Here is a 14,767-nt window from a genome sequence, read left to right as displayed (position 1 = left end):
CGACCGTAGCTTCCCTGGTAGCATGTTGCAACCAAATTGCCCCTGAGAAGAGACAGGAGTGAGCACGCCATGGTGACCAGAACGCGCTTCGACGACAGCGACTGCCCCGTCGCCCGGTCCGTGGACGCGATCGGCGACTGGTGGTCCCTGCTGATCGTGCGCGACGCCTTCGACGGAAGCCGACGCTTCGGAGAGTTCCAGCGCAGCCTCGGCGTGGCGAAGAACATCCTCACCGCGCGCCTGCGCACCCTGGTCGCCGGCGGCGTCCTGGAATCCGTCCCCGCCTCGGACGGCAGCGCGTACCGCGAGTACGTACTGACTCCGAAGGGCAAGGCGCTCTTCCCCGTCATCGTGGCACTGCGCCAGTGGGGCGAACAGAACTTCTTCGCCCCCGGCGAACCGCACTCGGAGCTGGTCGACCGCCGACAGGGACAGCGCCTGCGCGCGCTGGAAGTGCTGTCCGAGGACGGACGGCGGCTGAACCCCGACGACACCGCCGTCCACAAGGTCTCTCACGGGGCTTGAGGACGAAGCGGGAGCGCGCCTGACGTACCGGAGCCCGTCCCGCGCGAGGGATTCCGGGCACCGCCGCGGAGGCCCATGATGTGGGTCAGGCGAACGGGGGTCTCGTCATGGGTGTGCGCGTCGGCTCAGGAGCCGTTCGGATTCCGGTCTGGGCATTCGCCGTCGTGGGATTCGTCCTTGTGGTGGGACTGTTCGTCGGCGTACGAGGGCTCGCGTCGCCCGGAGGCGGGGCGCGGGGAGGCGGAGGCGGCAACTCCGCGAGCGGCGGCTCGGGCACCGACGGCGGCGGCACGAGCACCACGAGCACCACGGGCACGGGCGGGAACGGACGGTCCGGCTCGGACGGCGGAAGCGGCACGACGGGCGGTACGTGGCAGACGGGCGGGTCCGACGGCGACGGGAACGGCAGCGGGGACGGAGGCAGGGACGGCGACGGCGACGGCGACAAGAGCGGGAATGGAAGTGGGGACGGAAACGGGAACGGTGGCGGGAAGCCGCCCGGCTGGCTTCCGTGGGGCCCCAAGTCGCCCAACACGGACACCGAACCGGAGCCGGACAGCGTGTACGACGATCTCCAGACGGGCAAGTGCCACGAACCATACGAGATTGCCACCGACCCCGCCGAACAGACGGGCGGCGGGAGCCCGGGCTCCTGGAAGGTGATCGAGGGGCTGGCCGGAATCTGCAAGGCCGCGCGGGGCGAGTCGGACGGAATGGACATCGCGACGAAGGCGGACGCCTGGCTCCGCGCCTCCGACTACCGTCCCGGCGGCGCCGGTCAACTGTGCAAGGACGGGGACGCCCTCGGAGTCCTGCAACGCTTCGTCACGTACTACCGGCAGCATCCCGGCGAACGTGTGGCGCTGCGTGCCGCCCCGTCGGGCACCAGGGCCTGTGAGAGCCACCTCGCCGTCACGGACGACAGCGTCGGGCCGGACGGCACGATCAATCTCCACGGCACCTGGCCGGACCCGCCGGCCACCGTGGAGCTGCGCGCCGCGGAGTTGGCGGAACCGGTCGTCCTGGAGCCCTTCGGTGACCCGGAGGACCCCAGCAGGTGCTGCAAGGACGCGCTGTTCGCCGTCGACCTGCCGGGCAAGGACGGCTTCGGCGGACGCCGTCCGACGTCGGTCGACGTGACGCTGGTGACGAAGAGCGGGGCGCGGCTCGTCAAGGAGGCGGCGTTCACCATCGACTGGACCGGCATCGACCCACCGCCCCCGCCCGGCCCGTCGGGCCCGAGCCCCTCGATATCCGACCGCGCGTCGTCCCCCGGCGTATCGTCCGACCCGTCCGTCCTGTCCGACCCGTCCGACCCGTCCGACCCGTCCGACCCGTTCATGGCATCCCTGACGTCAGACGCGATCTCCCGATGAGCGGTCCTCCGCCCCCGCAACGGCTCCCTGCCCGGGACCCTGATCCCGGGGGACCCGTACCCGGGGGGCCAGGCCCCGACCCGGCACCCAGCCCCGATCCACCACCCCCACCACAGCCCCCACCCCCTGCCACACCCGGCACCACCCCCGCCCCCGGCGCCCACGTCGGCTGGGTCGAGAGCATCGGAGCCGTCGGGTCTCTCGTGACGCTCCTCACCGCCGTCCTCTTCTACTTCGGCTGGGCGAGCACCGACGCCGAGACCAGGGCCCTCGGGCTGCGCGACACCGTCTTCCACCTCTCCACCAGCGACTATCTGCTGCGGAGCGTCGGCGCCCTGTACGTTCCGGCCTGGCTCGCGGCCGGCGCCGCCCTCGGCGCGCTCGGGCTGCACCGCTGGGCGGCGGGCGAACCGGAGAGGCTCACCCGCGCCGTGCGCGTGCTGCGGTTCAGCTGGACGGTGCCACTCATCCTCGTACCGCTGTATCCGCTCAGCCCCTGGCTGTTCGACCTGCTGCTGCCGCTCACCGCGATCGGCGGCTTCGCGCTCAACGCGTACGCCCGCACCCGCGAACGCCGCGACCTGCGGCTGTGGGGGCTCACCCTCTTCGTCTGCGTCCTGTCGCTGTTCTGGGCCGTGTCGGCCTACGCGCAGATCGCGGGCCGGGGCCGGGCGGAGCTGACGGAACGCACCGTCCGCAGCGACTTCCCCGCCGTCGCCGTCCTCAGCGAGAAGGACCTGATGATCCGCGGCGGCGGCAGCTGCTTCCGCCGCGTCACGGAGAAGGGCAGCAAGTACGCGTACGAGTACGCCGGGCTGCGCCTGTTCCACGTCTCCGGAGACCGCGTCTTCCTCGTTCCCCGCGACTGGACGCCCGGCGACGGCACCCTCTACGTCCTCAAGGAGGGCGAGGGTCAGCGCGTCGACCTGCTCAGCGGACCCGGCCGCCGGGAACGGGAGTGCCGGGGGTAGCCCGGCCTGCTGTTGCTGCGACCGAAGGTCCAGGCGTACGCCGCCGAGGGCGCGCCCCGTCCGCACCTCTTCGGCACTCCCCGTGCAGGTTGTCAGTTCGATCAGTCGCAGATTACTGTCACCACGCCTTGGTGAACGGGAAATCCGGTGTGATGCCGGTGCGGCCCTCGCCACTGTGATCGGGAAGTCCGGCTCCAGCCCTCGCGGCAGCCACTGGGTGCACATGCGCCCGGGAAGGCGGAGTCCGGTCGGTACGACCCGTCAGCCAGGAGACCGGCCAAGGCGCGTTGTCCATCCACGAGGTGCTGGAGAGGGTCTGCTGAACCATGCACATAGCCGAGGGTTTCCTCCCCCCGGCGCACGCGATCGCCTGGGGCGTAGCGTCCGCGCCGTTCGTCGTCCACGGAGTCCGCTCCCTGACCCGTGAAGTCAAGGAACACCCGGAGAGCACTCTGCTCCTCGGCGCGTCCGGAGCCTTCACTTTCGTCCTTTCCGCCTTGAAAATCCCCTCCGTGACGGGCAGTTGCTCGCACCCGACGGGAACCGGGCTCGGCGCCATCCTGTTCCGGCCGCCGATCATGGCGGTGCTCGGCACCATCACGCTGCTCTTCCAGGCCCTGCTGCTCGCCCACGGCGGGCTCACCACGCTCGGCGCCAACGTGTTCTCCATGGCGATCGTCGGGCCCTGGGCCGGATACGCCGTCTACCGGCTCCTCAAGCGGTACGACGTGCCGCTCATGGTCGCCGTGTTCTTCGGCGCCTTCGTCGCGGACCTCTCCACGTACTGCGTCACCAGCGTCCAGCTGGCGCTGGCGTTCCCCGATCCGAGCAGTGGATTCATCGGCGCCCTCGGCAAGTTCGGCGGCATCTTCGCCGTCACGCAGATCCCTCTGGCGGTCAGCGAGGGACTGCTCACCGTCGTGGTGATGCGGCTGCTCGTGCAGTCCAGCAAGGGCGAGCTCACCCGGCTCGGCGTACTGCTGCGGAGCAAGCAGTACGCCGGGGCGAAGGCAGGCACGGAGACCAGGTCGCAGACCGACACGGAGACCGACACGGAGACCGACACGGAGACCGAGACGGGGGCCAGCGCCTGATGAGCCGGAACGCGAAGATCAACACCTTGCTGCTCGTCATCGTGGCCGCACTCGCGGTGCTGCCCCTGGCGCTCGGCCTCGGCGACCACAAGGAAGAGCCGTTCACTGGCGCCGACGCCCAGGCCGAGTCGGCGATCACCGAGATCAAGCCGGACTACAAGCCCTGGTTCTCCCCACTGTACGAACCCCCGTCCGGGGAGGTCGAATCGGCGCTGTTCGCCCTGCAGGCGGCCCTCGGCGCGGGCGTCCTCGCGTACTACTTCGGGCTGCGCAAGGGACGCCGCCAAGGCGCGGAACAAGCGCGAGCCCATGACGACACCGCCCCCGCGGAGCCGGAGATCCGCGCGGAACAGCGTGCCGACGCGCAGGGCACGCGGCCCGAGGCCGGGCAGGTCTGACCCGGCGTGCTACCCATTGACGCGGCGGCGCACAGCAGTCGCTGGCGCCGCCGCCACCCCGTGGACAAGGCCGTGCTCGGGCTCGGCCTCACCGTCCTCGCCATCTCCCTGCCGCCCTGGCCGGGCGCCGCCCTCGTACTGATCGCCGCGCTCACGGTGCTGCTCGGCCCGGCGGGCGTGCCGCCCCGCAAGCTGTGGCGCGCCTACCGCGTACCGCTCGGCTTCTGCGTCACCGGCGCCCTGACCCTGCTCGTCCAGATCGGCGGGCCCGACGGGTTCGTCACGCTCGCCGACAGCGGCCCGGCGCGCGCGGGCGGTCTGCTGCTGCGGACCTCGGCGGCCTCGCTGGGGGTGCTCCTCTTCGCCTTCACCACGCCGATGTCGGATCTGCTGCCGCGCCTGGTGAAGGCCGGGGTGCCCGCGCCGGTCGTGGACGTGGCGCTCGTGACGTACCGGATGAGTTTCCTCCTCCTGGACTCCATGAGCCGGATCCGGCAGGCGCAGGCCGCACGGCTCGGCCACACCACCCGGGCCGCCGCCTGGCGCTCCCTCGGCGGTCTCGGCGCCACGGCGTTCGTACGGGCCTTCGACCGGGCGAGCCGCCTGCAGGCCGGGCTCGCCGGACGCGGCTACGACGGCACCCTGCGGGTGCTCGTGCCCGAAGCCCGGATCTCACGGCGCTTCGTGGCCGCGAGCGTGGCCCTTCTCGTGGCCCTGGCGGCCCTCACCCTCGTACTGGAAAGGTTCCTTCCATGAGCGAGCCGAGCGCTCCTCGCGAGCCGGGCGACTCCTTGGTCGCTCTACGCGGTGTCTCCTACGCGTACGAGGACGGGCCCACCGTGCTCAGCGGCCTGGACTTCGATGTCGCCGAAGGGCGCGCCCTCGCCCTGCTGGGGCGCAACGGCAGCGGCAAGACCACGCTCATGCGGCTGCTCAGCGGCGGACTGCGGCCGGGCTCCGGCGTGTTGACGGTCGGGGGCACCCCCGTGACGTACGACCGCAAGGGCCTGACGCGGCTGCGCACCACGGTCCAGTTGGTCGTCCAGGACCCGGACGACCAGCTCTTCGCCGCCTCGGTCGAACAGGACGTGTCCTTCGGTCCGCTGAACCTGGGACTGCCCCACGCCGAGGTCAGGACAAGGGTGGCCGAGGCGCTCGCCGCGCTCGACATCACCGCCCTGTCCGACCGCCCCACCCACCTGCTCTCCTACGGCCAGCGCAAGCGAACCGCCATCGCCGGTGCCGTGGCGATGCGTCCCCGGGTGCTGATCCTCGACGAGCCGACGGCGGGCCTCGACCCCGATGGCCAGGAACGTCTCCTCACCACCCTCCAGCGGCTGCGGGACGCCGGGACGACCGTGGTCATGGCCACCCACGACGTGGACCTGGCCCTGCGCTGGGCCGACGACGCGGCACTGCTCACCCCCACGGGCGTGCGCAGCGGACCGGTCGCGGAGACGCTCGCCCACAGAGAGCTCCTGTCCCTGGCCGGACTCCACCTGCCGTGGGGGATCGCGGTCCGCGAACTCCTGCTCCGCCAGGACCTGTTGCCCGCCATGGACGACGGTCCACGCACTCCGGACGAGTTGGCGCGGCTGTTCACGCCCTCCCCCACGAGGAAGGCTCACTGAAGCGGTCGAGCGGCCGTAGTTCCACAGTGATACGGAGCCCACCGCAGAGCGCGGGGTGAGGGTGAGCGTCCGTCGTGTGCCTGGCTGATGGTCTTGACGATCGCCAGGCCGAGGCCGATGCCGACGCCGATGCCGACGCCCGCGTGGTCGGCGTGACTTCGCCGGCCAGCTGAAGCCGAAACCGGCGAGAAGCTCACCCCGGCGCTGGCCGCGACACTCACACCGGCAGCGCCCACCGGCCGGTGGCGGCAGGAATCTGCTGGTGAACATCGCGACCGCGTGGACCGTACCGCCGCACCGCCGCACCGAATCCCACGGCAACGAAGCCAGTCGCTCTGTCACCCGATCGGGGTGTTTGACAGCGAACCCAGGCCTCCCACCCGGGGTCGCCCCGAGTCCATCAGGATTCGTCGGACGCCCACCTCATCGGCGGTCTACTGTGCGGACACGCCGCGCTGACCGCCGCGGTCGCATGAGGAGGAATCCTGTGTCATCACCCTGTGACCCCCAGTACGCTCCCGTCGGTGATGTGGGCGCAGCGCTCATGATGATCGACTCCCGGCTCAAAGAGATCCATGCCGGCAAGACCGGGACCGACCCCGAACAGCAGGCGCTGATCGACCAGTACATCGCGTCCCTGGGGCCCGGGGAAGCGGAAGACCTGCTGGACGGCGCGTGCACACTCATCTACATGTTCATGCAGTGGCTGTGGAGGGCCTACGAGGATCACGACAGGGACGTCATCGAGTACGTGGTGCCCAACCTCGTGGCCTCGATGCGCATGATGCCCAAGAGTGTCCCTCCCCAGACCATCCCCACCATGGCCGGCCTGCTCGTCGCCGCGGGCACCGGCCTGAGTCCCAGCCTGTGGCGCCAGCAGTACGGAGACTGGACCAAGGAAGAGCTGACTCCCCTGGAAGCCACCACTCTCCTGCTCGCGGAGCACATCAACCGCCTCACCGACGACCCCGACTTCGCCACTCGCATGGTCACCAAAGCTCTGTCGAGTGCGGACGAACACTGAAGTTGCGCGCCCTCCGCCGGAGCCCCTCGCGGGGCTTTGTTCGCGACTGACCTCCTGTTCCCCTGTTAATCTCGCACAGGATTTCGAATCAACTGACGGGGTGGCATGTGAGGAAACAGTTGTTCGTGTTCGGCGGCGCACTGATGGCCGCCCTCGCAGCGGTTCCCGCGGGGGCGGCACCGCTCCCCCGGCCACCGCTGGTGAGCCTGAACGTCTCGGGCGACCACTACGCGCTGACCGAGAAGACGAACCCGTACCAGACCCCGCCGGCTGCCGAGTACGCGCCCGTGGGGATCGACGGAGCGCTGTCGGGTACCGACCGCACCGCGATGCTGGGGAGCGGCGATCCGGAGTGCGCGGCACGCGCCGACGCGCTGCCGCGACCGACCGTGCCGACCAGCGCGGCGTACTGCTGGGACACCGTGATGCAGGGAAAGCAGGGCGCGGAGAACGCGCACCTGATGCCCTGGGTACCGCAGGGCATCGCCACCTCCGGCGAAGCACAGCTGAGCGGCATCCCTGTCGGCGGGAACGACCGCGCCGCGGTCGTGAGTTGGACGTGGCAGAACACCAAGCAGGACCCGGTGACGGACCCCAACAACCCCCCGCCGCCCAAGAAGGACTACCGCCACAACTCGGTGAAGCTGGCCTTCGTCAACCTGGACGACATGAAGTACCGATTCGTGCTTCCCGTGTGGGTGGACGAAGCGGGCGTGCAGCGGCGGATCTACGGGCACGGCGGCGGACTGGCCTGGTACGGCCCGTACCTGTTCATGTCCAGCACCTCCAACTGGGAGGGTCAGCCGGGCCCTGACGCGGGCAAGGCCGGAGTCCGCGTGTTCGACACCCGCAAGATCTACCGGAAGAAGGACGGAGGCGGCGGCGACTACCAGTACGTACTGCCGGAGGTACGGCACTACGTCTCCGGCGGCGCCTCCTTCGACTACGTCTCGCTGGACCGCAACAGCGCCGGCGGCGCCAGCCTGGTGGGCGGCAACTACAGGTCGTCGTCGACCACGGGCAGTTACGCGGGCACCGAGGTCTACCGCTACCGGTTCGGCGACGACTACCGGCTGAACCGGACGCCCGTACAGGGCTGGAAATCCACCGTCCCCCCGGACAACGCCGACGCGATCAGCGACGTCCAGGGAGTCCAGGCCAACGGCGACACGCTGTACTTCAACATGTCGAAGGGGACCGTGGCCAACCGCCGCTTCGCCACGGCCGGTGTCGGCGGGGCCGCGCCGGACTGGACGATCAAGTCCCGCAAGGACTGGTCGTACCGCCCCCAGGACCTCTCCCTCTGGTACGCCACCAACGAACTCTGGAGCCTGACCGAGGGCGAGGAGGACAGGGTGCTCTACTCGGTGAAGCTGGACGCCCTGAAGTAGGAGCGGCCGATCTGGCCCCCTCGATTCCCCCAAAAAGGTCAGGGGCCGTTTCAGATTGCTCTGAAACGGCCCCTGACCTGCGACTCTCACGAGTCGGGACGACAGGATTTGAACCTGCGACCCCTTGACCCCCAGTCAAGTACGCAATGGCGGTTCGGAGTTCTGCACCCCGGTTGACGGCCGTACGACGCCATACGCGGAGGTACGGCGCCGCTGGCGGCCACCCGGCAGATCCGCCCCCGTCGGCCTGCTCCCTCACACTCCCAACCCCACCGGTGCTGGCACCAGGGAGTTCACCGCAGGCCCCACGATGCCGGACGTCGCCCTGGTGACGTGCGAGGCCCGGGCTCAAGGGGCACGCAAGTTCCGCACGTCCGGGTACGTCACGTGGGTGCAGCCGCCCGCTTCGTCCCGCAGGTGCGTCGCGGGAAGGGGAATGCGCGGACCAGCTTGGGAGAGGCGCGGGCAGTCGTCCGGTCGTGCGGTCACAGGTACTCACGAGAAGGTGCTCCCGAATATGGTGGATGTCCTGTCAACTGGTGTATCAAGCCAGCAGAACGCCCAGGGAGCGGCCCTGATCGCCTTGTCGGTAGCTCAACTAGGGGTCACGCGACCGGAACCGGTGATGACTACCGAACACTGTCCTATCCGATATTGCTGGAAATCCTCGGACGTTCGTTGAGTCGATCACGGCCGGAACACTTCTCGCGTGTCAATTGACACCCGAGGTGGGCTACGTAGTACACCCGGGGCCGCGCATCAGCGGCGGATTGAGCAGCCATGCGTTCCCCCGGCGGTAGAGGGCCGCCGGGCGACCTGTGGAGGGGAGCCGCTGTTCCCCCGTGGGCTGCACAAACCCTGCGGTGTTGAGTACTTTGCGGCGGAAGTTGCTCGGGTCCAAGTGTTGCCCCCAGATCACTTCATAGACCTGGCGCAGCTCACTCAGGGCGAAGGACTCCCCGCAAAAGGCGGTCGCGACAGCGGTGTACTCGAACTTCCCGCGGACCTCCTCCAGTGCCTCCGCGAGGATGGCCGAATGATCGAACGCCAACTCAAGGTTCTCTTCAGCTAGTTGTGGCATGGAAGCCCAGTAGGCTCGCCTGGCGTCGGTACCGCCCACGGGAGCGGGAAGATCTGGCCCCAACGCGAGATAGGCGATCGTGACCACCCTCCCCCTTGGGTCGCGTCCAGGATCTCCGTAGGCACCGAGCTGCTCCAGGTGCAGCCGACTGCCGTCGATCCCGGTCTCCTCCCGGAGCTCCCGCAGCGCCCCCTCGCGCAGGGTTTCGTCCTTCTGTACATAGCCGCCGGGCAGCGCGGCCCGGCCCAGGAAGGGCTCCAGTCCACGCTCGATCAGGAGCACCATCAGCTGATCGCCCCGGACGGTGAAGATCGCCAGGTCCACGGTCACCCACGACGCCTCCACCTCAGTGGAGTCCTTCAGCCAGTCATCCACCAGAACCCCTAAAGGTCGCATTGACTTAAACACCATCGGCGCTTATGGTCCCATAGACCTTAAGCCTACGAGGCAGGGGCAGAGCATGTTCAGTTCCCATGCGCCACCGGCCAAGGCAGCGACCGATGAACCCACTGCCGCCACCCGCCACTTATGCACCGGCGTGTACGTAGACGAACGATTTCGAGACCTCGTGATCAACGAGGTGTGCACCGCGCCACACCGAAGGGTCGCCCCGTCCTACGGGTTCGACATCGTTCCCGTCATGCACCACGCGTGGCGGGCCGCCGCCCTGAGCGCAGTCCTACGTGTGACTGTGGCCGGGTCAGTGATCGCCCCTGCTGTCGCGGGCGCCCTGCCTGCCGCCGTCCTCGTCACCTGCGGCCTCGCTCTCCTGTGGCTGCTCCGTCTCGCCGCGCTGCTCCGGGACCTTGACCGGGAGCCGAGGCCTCGGCGGAAGTCCAACCGCCGAGGCCTGGGGCCGGTGCGAGCCGGCCGTCGGCGCCTCTTCAGGCTGCTTTTCCCCCGGAAATACTCGGAGAGGGCGCGTGCACTCAGACGTATCGGGTCGGCTGCTTCGTCCCTGACACTGGCGGGCCTGGTCATCGCACTTACCCATCCGGACCACGCCACCACGGCCCTCCACGTGGCCGTAGGAATCACGCTGATGTGCCTCGGTATTGGAGCCACGCGTCAGCTGATGCTCAACTACATTCTGCGCGCGCCGACTCTTCGGCCCTCACGCTTGTCCGGTCGTCAACGAGCCGCTGATGTACAGCAGCAACACCTTTGCGCCGTGTACCGCCGCCCCCGTCACAGCGAGGACGAGGACGAGGACGACATCACTGTGTTCACGCTCTTCGGGGACGAGTCACCGTTCGTCGGGGCCGGCGAACTCGTCTACCAGTGGAACCCGCCGATGAGCATCCAACTGCTACGTCCCGGCGGCGACGACGATGCACCGCTTCATGAACGCGAGCATCCAGTACCGCCCTTCCAAGCACACGAACTGGTCGAGTACCTGCGCGAAGCGGTTCAGTTGCTGGATACCGACAGCGCGGACGTGCGGCTTCCCGCACAGGTCCGCGACCGTGTCTACGTAGCCGAAACGGATGTGGCCGTGGACCGTTCACTTCTTCCGCAGAAGTTCAGTGAGGCCGACCTGCGCGTCATCATCAACACGCCCGGATCCAAGCAGCACCACTTCCTTGAGGTGACAACGCCTGCGGAGGGATCGGAATTCGTCGCGACCGTCCTGTTGCACGTCAGCCTGCAGGGACGCACCTTGAGTATCTCCACGGCAGCGTGCGTCCTCGCCCATACGCCGAGATCGTTTCAGCGTACCGCGGAGTTCGGTCAGCACGGATTCACCGCCGTCGTCTGGGCGGCATTCCGCGAACTGATCACATTGCCTTCCGAGATCCAGCGCTCATGGCGGCTCGTCCTCTACCTCTACGTCTTGGGCAAGGCAGTCGTGTTCCCCCGCGACCTCACTTCCACACCGATCCGCAACATTTTGATCGGCAGCCGGGTAAGCATACGGGAGAGGTCGGCCCAGGCATGGTCCAAGATTCAGCTGGAAAAGAGCGACATCCTGGGCCGGATGAAGACAATCGAACAACGGTTGCTCCACGCTGCCGGCGACTTCCTGTACGCCAACGATGTTGACATATCCGAATTCAATGACCGCGCACTCAAAATCATCAACAGCGGCATCTTTAACTTCGGTGACAACAACAACTTCAACAACAACGCCGTGGGCAACTCAGCTCAGGTCGGCGTCTCCGCAAACCAGCCTGCAGGTCCCAACAACCCCAGCGGTGGAGGAAGTCAGTGATCACCAATCGAGGCATCGTCAGCAACGGCGACAACAACAACTTCAGCAACAACGCCGTCGGAGAACACGCCCATGTCTCCGTGGCTGGCCCCTCCCCCCACGCTGACCGCCCCACCGACGCCGGAACGGCCGACGAACGGACCACTGTATGGGACGTTGGAGTGGTAACGATCCTCAGCGAGGAACTGCGTTCCGTGGTCGATGAGTTAAAGCTGGTGCGCCACAAGAAACCTGGCGGGTTGTACTTCTACCGAGGTGAACACACCACCCCAGAGGGCACCGTTCGCATCGTGGCTACTCAGAGCCAGAGCCAGGGACAACGATCGGCGATGGCTGCCCTGGACAACCTACGCCGCCACTACGCGCCTCGGCTGTGGGCCCTGGTAGGAGTAGCCGGCGGTATCCATGACAAGCACGCCCGCATCGGCAACGTCATCGTCTCCACCGACATCGTCTACTACGAGAATCGCAAGATCAATCCGCGTGGGGACGTCCGCCGCCGCGGGGAGCACCGGCAGTCACCGGCACCGGTCGTTCATGCGGTGAACGCCTTCTTCGCGGATCACGGCACCCCGGCACGCATCCTCGGCCAGCTCTCCACGCACGCCTCGGAGGAGTTCGAGGTCTACCCGGGAGTGATCGGGTCCGGTGAAGCCGTCATCGCCGACCGCGAGAGCGAAATCCGCAGCTACCTCACGGACTACCACGAGAAAGTCCTGGCGGTGGACATGGAAGCCGGCGGACTGAGCCAGCACTGGCAGGAGAACTCCCTCCACGAGGGAATCAACCCCGGCTGGATCGTCATCCGGGGCGTATCCGACAACGCCGACGACGAAAAGGGCCACGGGTATCACGAACTCGCGGCTCGGAACGCCGCGCACATCCTGCGGCACCTCCTGCCTTATCTCTGCTGACCGCGAAGTCAAATAGTCGTGATCACGCGCGCACAGGGAGAGGCTCACATGACTGCTTTTCTGTTCGGGATACTCAGCTCTCTGGCAGCCAGTGCAATCTTGCTCCTCCTCGGCTTCCTACGCGGTGCACGCCCGCTGTGGTGGCTGATCGCCGTCTGCTCCTGGTGCACCGGCACTGGACTCGGCCGTGTGTACCGCCATCAGTCGTCCGCCGAGAAGGACATCGCACGCGACCTTGGCCGGGCTCGCTGGATCAAGGTCATGGCAGGGCGTGGCAACGTGCTCACCCGTGAGGTCTTCTCTCCTCTGTGGTCGGGCGAGCTGTCCCCGGAGTCCGTCCAGGTTCTGCTGCCCGACCCTCGCACGCAAGGCGACTCCTGGCTTGAGCGGCGCTCGCACGACATACGCCTATTCGATCCCGGCTTCACTCCCGGCCTGCTCAGGAACCAGGTCCGGACGAACATCGACTACCTCGCCCATGCAACCCGCACACAACGCAACTTCGAGCTTCGCAGTTTCAACCTGCCTAATAGCTGCCGCGTCATCGCAACGGACCGGGCCGCCTACCTCACCTTCTACAACAGCTCCGCTCACGGCAGGAACTCCCCGTGTCTCTACGCCCGGGCCTCCGGACTCCTGTACTCCATCGCCCTGCAGCAGTTCGACACAGCCTGGAGGAACAGCTCGCCCGCACTCCGGACGCCGTAGGTCTGGCACGGTTCTTGGCGGGTGCTTCATCCCGACGGTGGGCTTCCCCGCCACCAGTTTCAGTGTCCCCGGCGCTAGCCCGTCGGTCCGGGGCGAGGGTCTCGGAGGGGTCCTTGCCATGGAGCACCCTCGCACGTCTCACTCGCTCCGGAGCACCTCACGAACGCGAGTCAGGTCCGGGCAAGTCGACCGCGTGACAGTCCCCGCGCAGTTTGCCGAGGGCATCCCCCTCGATGTGCGACAGGCGCCGGGCGCCCCTTCTGCCAGTAGACGGTGGGAAGGATAGCCGCGGGCCGACCTGTCGGGGCGTACCCGGCCGACGACGCCAGTCTCCGTCTACGGGCGAAATAGGGCTCGCCCCTCCACGTGTATCGCAACACCGCCCACCTGACGTCACTCTATGCGTTCTTCCGCAGGAGACACCCATACGTCGCTAGGATCCGGCCCTCAACACACTCCTTGGGAAAACCATGCACCGCACCCCCGTCGCTCTACTCGCCGCCTCTGCGCTCGCGCTGGCCAGCTGCTCCAGCGCTGCGGACAGCGAACCGCCGAAAGCCACCGCAACCGTCATAAAGACGCCTTCACTCTCGGCCACTGAGCAGCGGGAAGCCTGCGTCGACGCGTGGTCCAACGCCTTGCAGAAGGACGCAGATACCGATCTGGATCAGGAGCCCGCGGAGTGCGACGGCCTACGGGAAGACGATCAGATGGACAGGTACATGGAGGGCCTGCAGAAACGCAACGCGATCAATCGGGGCGACGTGCAGGAGTGCTTGGACGATCCACCGTGCACGAGCTTGCCGATCCCGTAGGGCCCTTACGGGAAGCGGCGCCAGCGCCGCGGGTATTCGCCCGTACTCGCCTTGTCCGCCCCGGAAGCCGCCAGACTGTCCGCATGGCCTACGACCTCACCAAGAGCAGAAGCACTGGCCCGCCCGGTGAACGCAGCCGTGCCTGCGATCAAGCGAAGTGACTTTGCGGCCTTCTGTTCCGGAGAATACGGCGTTCTGGAATCCTCCGCCGAACAAACGCTCGGAACTTTGCGTTCACTCGGTCTCCTGACTCAGGTAGGCACCGATACTTTCGCGACAACAGAACTCGCCGCTAGCTGCCTCGCGTCCGACGAGGCTCTGGACTTCGTTCGTCTGCTGCACCTCAGCGTCGCCTTGCTGGGAGAAACCCTTGATGCCTTGGAAGATGAGGCGCACACGGCCACACTCCATCGCGTTCTCGCAGAGCGATACCCCGACGTGCAGCTCACCCGGGAAGACGTCGCACGCCGTATCGCGCTCTTCCTGGAGACCGGCCTCGCCGAGCGCATCGGACTTACCGTCCGGCGAACAGAGTTGGGGACCGCACTGGTCCACACGTTGCCACTCCTCGAGCCCGCGAACTCCGACTACCCCGGCAACGCTGATGAAGGTGTTACCCAAGGAGGC

At 67.7% G+C, this 14,767-nt stretch carries 15 protein-coding genes and 1 riboswitch; of the genes, 13 read left to right on the top strand and 2 right to left on the bottom strand.

Annotated features, from left to right (window positions below):
• The first annotated feature begins 69 nt into the window (after positions 1 to 69).
• From ACWDVB_RS19830 to ACWDVB_RS19790, 9 genes are all read left to right on the top strand, one after another.
• The gene (locus ACWDVB_RS19830) at positions 70 to 525 is read left to right on the top strand and encodes a winged helix-turn-helix transcriptional regulator (protein ID WP_451519053.1); all 456 of its coding nucleotides are present in this window, start codon (positions 70 to 72) and stop codon (positions 523 to 525) included.
• Positions 526 to 689: 164 nt separating this feature from the next.
• Positions 690 to 1,901: a hypothetical protein gene (locus ACWDVB_RS19825; RefSeq protein WP_451519054.1), complete on the top strand. Its 1,212-nt coding sequence runs from the start codon at positions 690 to 692 to the stop codon at positions 1,899 to 1,901.
• Between the two features lie 203 nt (positions 1,902 to 2,104).
• Positions 2,105 to 2,872, top strand: a complete 768-nt coding sequence (locus ACWDVB_RS19820; protein WP_451519055.1) for a hypothetical protein — start codon at positions 2,105 to 2,107, stop codon at positions 2,870 to 2,872.
• Between the two features lie 112 nt (positions 2,873 to 2,984).
• Positions 2,985 to 3,168: riboswitch (cobalamin riboswitch) on the top strand.
• A 30-nt stretch (positions 3,169 to 3,198) separates the two neighbouring features.
• Positions 3,199 to 3,966 (top strand): energy-coupling factor ABC transporter permease, encoded by a 768-nt coding sequence (locus tag ACWDVB_RS19815; protein WP_451519056.1) that lies wholly within the window; start codon positions 3,199 to 3,201, stop codon positions 3,964 to 3,966.
• Complete coding sequence (locus tag ACWDVB_RS19810) at positions 3,966 to 4,364, top strand: energy-coupling factor ABC transporter substrate-binding protein (protein ID WP_451519057.1); 399 nt, start codon at positions 3,966 to 3,968, stop codon at positions 4,362 to 4,364. The genes ACWDVB_RS19815 and ACWDVB_RS19810 overlap by 1 nt, the downstream gene beginning before the upstream one ends.
• 6 nt (positions 4,365 to 4,370) lie before the next feature.
• Complete coding sequence (gene cbiQ / locus ACWDVB_RS19805) at positions 4,371 to 5,120, top strand: cobalt ECF transporter T component CbiQ (protein WP_451519058.1); 750 nt, start codon at positions 4,371 to 4,373, stop codon at positions 5,118 to 5,120.
• Positions 5,117 to 5,995: an energy-coupling factor ABC transporter ATP-binding protein gene (locus ACWDVB_RS19800; protein WP_451519059.1), complete on the top strand. Its 879-nt coding sequence runs from the start codon at positions 5,117 to 5,119 to the stop codon at positions 5,993 to 5,995. The genes cbiQ and ACWDVB_RS19800 overlap by 4 nt, the downstream gene beginning before the upstream one ends.
• 487 nt (positions 5,996 to 6,482) lie before the next feature.
• A complete protein-coding gene (locus ACWDVB_RS19795; protein ID WP_451519060.1) occupies positions 6,483 to 7,019 on the top strand; it encodes a hypothetical protein in 537 nt (178 codons plus the stop codon).
• Between the two features lie 125 nt (positions 7,020 to 7,144).
• A complete protein-coding gene (locus ACWDVB_RS19790) occupies positions 7,145 to 8,410 on the top strand; it encodes a hypothetical protein (RefSeq protein WP_451519061.1) in 1,266 nt (421 codons plus the stop codon).
• Positions 8,411 to 9,143: 733 nt separating this feature from the next.
• Here ACWDVB_RS19790 and ACWDVB_RS19785 read toward each other — a convergent pair.
• Positions 9,144 to 9,866, bottom strand: coding sequence for an NUDIX hydrolase (locus tag ACWDVB_RS19785; protein ID WP_451518195.1), 723 nt, complete (start codon positions 9,864 to 9,866; stop codon positions 9,144 to 9,146).
• A gap of 646 nt (positions 9,867 to 10,512) precedes the next feature.
• Here ACWDVB_RS19785 and ACWDVB_RS19780 point away from each other — a divergent pair.
• The 4 genes from ACWDVB_RS19780 (at position 10,513) to ACWDVB_RS19765 (ending at position 14,140) form a co-directional block, all read left to right on the top strand.
• The gene (locus ACWDVB_RS19780) at positions 10,513 to 11,703 is read left to right on the top strand and encodes a hypothetical protein (protein WP_451518196.1); all 1,191 of its coding nucleotides are present in this window, start codon (positions 10,513 to 10,515) and stop codon (positions 11,701 to 11,703) included.
• The gene (locus ACWDVB_RS19775) at positions 11,700 to 12,617 is read left to right on the top strand and encodes a 5'-methylthioadenosine/S-adenosylhomocysteine nucleosidase family protein (protein WP_451518197.1); all 918 of its coding nucleotides are present in this window, start codon (positions 11,700 to 11,702) and stop codon (positions 12,615 to 12,617) included. Before ACWDVB_RS19780 ends, ACWDVB_RS19775 begins: the two co-directional genes overlap by 4 nt.
• Before the next feature lie 48 nt (positions 12,618 to 12,665).
• Positions 12,666 to 13,325 carry a hypothetical protein gene (locus tag ACWDVB_RS19770; RefSeq protein WP_451518198.1) on the top strand — a complete coding sequence of 220 codons (660 nt, stop codon included), beginning with the start codon at positions 12,666 to 12,668 and terminating at the stop codon, positions 13,323 to 13,325.
• A gap of 470 nt (positions 13,326 to 13,795) precedes the next feature.
• Positions 13,796 to 14,140, top strand: a complete 345-nt coding sequence (locus tag ACWDVB_RS19765) for a hypothetical protein (protein ID WP_451518199.1) — start codon at positions 13,796 to 13,798, stop codon at positions 14,138 to 14,140.
• Between the two features lie 234 nt (positions 14,141 to 14,374).
• Here the strand turns inward: ACWDVB_RS19765 and ACWDVB_RS19760 are convergent, their stop codons facing one another.
• Complete coding sequence (locus ACWDVB_RS19760; RefSeq protein WP_451611980.1) at positions 14,375 to 14,761, bottom strand: hypothetical protein; 387 nt, start codon at positions 14,759 to 14,761, stop codon at positions 14,375 to 14,377.
• Between the last annotated feature and the right edge of the window lie 6 nt (positions 14,762 to 14,767).

The sequence above is a fragment of the Streptomyces sp. NPDC003379 genome, from assembly GCF_053589195.1.
The sequence above is the reverse complement of the archived record's forward strand: the minus strand, read 5'-3'. Positions and strand labels throughout refer to the sequence as shown.